At 70.8% G+C, this 3772-nt stretch carries 1 protein-coding gene; it reads left to right on the top strand.

Features of this window, described 5'->3' with window-relative positions:
• On the top strand, positions 1-3772 hold a 3772-nt coding region (locus QZY44_RS19845; RefSeq protein ID WP_295450591.1), incomplete at both ends, for a CARDB domain-containing protein.

Raw genomic sequence — 3772 nt, 5'->3', positions numbered from 1 at the left:
GGGGCCAAGACCCTGCGCGCCTTCATCGACAGCGCCTGTCTGACCGCGGAGTCCGACGAGAACAACAACTGGACGGTCACCCCCTACAGCGTGGTGCCCCAGGACCTCGACCTCGCGGTGTCCGCGCTCGTGCTCAGTCCGGGGAGCAGCCCCAGCGCCAACGCGACCTTCGATGCCGTCGTCACGGTGACCAACCGGGGCACGGCGGCCACGGCGGCCGGCGCCAGCCTCCAGGTCTGGGCGGACCAGGCCGCGGCACCGGCCTGCGGTGCCCTGGGCAACCAGGCGGCGACCCTGCCGGGCCTGGCGGGCGGTGCGAGCCATACGGTGACCTTGACCGGCCTGCCGGCCGGGGCAGCCGGGGCCAAGACCCTGCGTGCCTTCGTCGACAGCGCCTGTCTCACCGCCGAAACGGATGAGGGCAACAACCAGCGGGCCACGCCCTATGAGGTGGTGGCGCCGGCCCCCAACTTTGCGGTGAGCGCGGTGGTGCTGAGTTCGCGCACCCCGCCGGTCAATGGGACCGTTGCGGCGACCATCACGGTCACCAATTGGGGTCCGGTCCCCGGGGCGGCGGGGACCTTGCGGGTCTGGGCCGACCAGCCTGGGGTGCCGGCCTGTGGCGCCGCGGCCGACCAGAGCGTCGCCCTGCCGAGTCTGGTGGCGGGCGCCAGTACAACGTTGACGGTCAGCGGTCTGGCGGCCGGTGGACTCGGGGTCAAGACCTTGCGCGCCTTCGTCGACGGCGACTGTCTGACCGCGGAGACCGATGAGGGCGACAACCAGACGACCGTCGGCTATGCGGTGGGCACGAACGAGCAGCAGCGCATTGCCTCCAGGTTTGACACCAGCTTCGCCATCCAATCGGACGGCAGCCTGTGGGGCTGGGGGCAGGGCGGAAATGGTGAGGTCGGCGACGGCTGGAACAACCCATTTCATCCAGGGCCCATTCAGGTCCTGACCGGGGTCGCGGCGGTGGCGTCCGGAAACATCCATACGCTGGCGTTGCGGACCGACGGCAGCCTGTGGGCCTGGGGGGGTAATACGAGCGGACAGCTCGGCAACGGCACGCTGACGGGTGCCTTGATTCCGGCTCCGGTTCCGGGGCTGAGCGGGGTCACGGCCATGGCGGGCGGTCTTGACTACAGCCTGGCCGTGCAGAGCGACGGTAGCCTCTGGGCCTGGGGCGCCAACGCGCATGGCCAGCTCGGCGACGGCACGGTGACCCGGCGCCTGAGTCCGGTCCAGGTCATGACCGGGGTCATGGCGGTGGCGGCCGGGGCCTATCACAGCCTCGCGCTGAAGACCGACGGCAGCCTGTGGGCCTGGGGCGACAATTTTCATGTCCAGGTGGGCGACGGTACCGGGAGCAATCGCACGCTGCCGGTCCAGGTGATGACCGGGGTGGTGGCGGTGGCGGCCGGTGAGAATTTTTCACTGGCGCTCAAGGGCGACGGCAGCCTGTGGGCCTGGGGATACAATTGGCTCGGTGCGCTCGGCGACGGTACCACGATCGATCGCGCGTTGCCGGTCCAGGTCATGACCGGGGTGGCGGCCATGGCGGCCGGCGGTACCCATAGTCTGGGGCTGAAGACCGACGGCAGTGTCTGGGCCTGGGGCGATGACGGGTTTGGCCAGATCGGCGACGGCACTCAGTATGGCAGCCGTCCGCATCCGACCCAGGTGCTGACCGGGGCGGTGGCCGTGGCGGGCGGCTTCAGGCACAGCCTGGCCCGCAAGGCGGACGGTAGTCTGTGGGCCTGGGGGCAAAACAATTACGGTCAGTTGGGTGACAACACGGTCGTGGATCGATTGGTTCCGGTTCAGGTTGCGGGGATCGGTGCGGCGACCCCGCGCCCGGACTTTGCGGTGACCAACATCGCCCTGACACCCGCTAACCCGAGCGCCAACGGCACCTTGACCGCGACGGTGACGGTGACCAACCAGGGTCTGGCGGCCGGGGCGTCCGGGGTCTTGCAACTGTGGACCGATCGCGCCGCGCCGGTGGACTGCGGCGGCGTCGGCGACCAGTCCGCCGTGCTGCCGAGCCTGGCGGCGGGTGCCAGTGCCACGGTCACCCTCACGGGCCTGCCGGCCGGGGCGGCCGGGGCAAAGACCCTGCGAGCCTTCGTGAACAGCGCTTGTCAGACCCTTGAGAGCGATGACAGCAACAATCAGACCGCCCTGGCCTATAACGTCGGGACGCTGATTCCCGACTTTGTGATCGGCAACGTCGTGCTGACCCAGCCCAACCCGAGCGCCAATGGCACCTTCAGTGGCGCGGTGACGGTGACCAACCGGGGCTCGGCGGCCGGGGTGCCCGGGGCGCTGCAGGTCTGGTCCAACCAGACCGGCGCGCCGGCCTGCGGGGCCCTGGGCGAGCGCTCGGCGACCCTGTCGAGCCTGGCCGCGGGCGCCAGCCAGACGGTCACGCTCACCGGCCTGGCGGCGGGGGCGGCCGGGGCCAAGACCCTGGGTGCCTTCATCGACAGCGCCTGTCTGACCGCGGAGTCCGACGAGACCAACAATTGGTCGGGTACCCCCTACACCGTGGTGCCCCAGGACCTCGACCTCGCGGTGACCGCGCTCGTGCTCAGTCCGGGGAGCAGGCCGAGTGCCAATACGACCTTCGATGCCATCGTCACCGTCACCAACCAGGGCACGGCGGCCACGGCGGCCGGCGCCAGCCTCCAGGTCTGGGCCGATCAGTCCACGGCAGCGGCCTGCGGTGCCCTGGGCAGCCAGGCGGCGACCCTGCCGAGCCTGGCGGGCGGTGCGAGCCATACGGTGACCTTGACCGGCCTGCCGGCCGGGGCGGCCGGGGCCAAGACCCTGCGTGCCTTCGTCGACAGCGCCTGTCTCACCGCCGAAACGGATGAGGGCAACAACCAGCGGGCCACGCCCTATGAGGTGGTGGCGCCGGCCCCCAACTTTGCGGTGAGCGACCTCGTCATCAATGCGCCGGCCCCGACGGTCAACGGGACCTTCGCGGCCACGGTCACGGTCACCAACTGGGGTCAGGTCCCCGGGGCGGCGGGGACCCTGCGCGTCTGGGCCGACCAGGCGACGGTGCCGGCCTGTGGTGCCGCGGCCGACCAGAGCATCGCGCTGCCGAGCCTGGCGGCGGGCGCCGGTACCACGGTGACGGTGAGCGGTCTGGCGGCCGGTGGGCTCGGGGTCAAGACCCTGCGCGCCTTCGTCGACGGTGACTGTGTGACCGCGGAGGGTGACGAGGGCGACAACCAGCGGACCCGCGGCTATGCGGTCGGCACCACTGAGCAGCAGCGCATCGCCACCAAGTCCGACACCAGTTTCGCCATCCAGCCCGATGGCAGCCTCTGGGGCTGGGGGGCGGGCGGGAATGGCCAGATCGGCGACGGCTGGAGCAATGGCACCCATCCGGCGCCGATCCAGGTCCTGACCGGGGTGGCGGCCGTGGCGGCCGGAAACGTTCACACTTTGGCACTGCGCACCGACGGCAGTTTGTGGGACTGGGGTGACAACGCGGTCGGCCGGCTCGGCAACGGCACGACGATCAGTTCCTTGGTTCCGCTCCAGGTCATGAGTGGAGTGACGGCCATGGCGGGCGGTTTTGACCACAGCCTGGCCGTGCAGAGCGACGGCAGCCTGTGGGCCTGGGGCGACAACGCGCGCGGCCAGCTCGGTGATGGGACGCTCGTGCGCCGCCTCAGTCCGGTCCAGGTCCTGACCGGGGTCGCGGCAGCGGCGGCCGGGGCCTATCACAGCCTGGCGCTGAAGACCGACGGCAGCC

Origin of the sequence: uncultured Thiodictyon sp. (assembly GCA_903837595.1) — a bacterium.
Classification (GTDB): Bacteria; Pseudomonadota; Gammaproteobacteria; order Chromatiales; family Chromatiaceae; genus Thiodictyon.
Note: the sequence above shows the minus strand (reverse complement) of the source record. Positions and strands in the feature narration are given on the sequence as shown.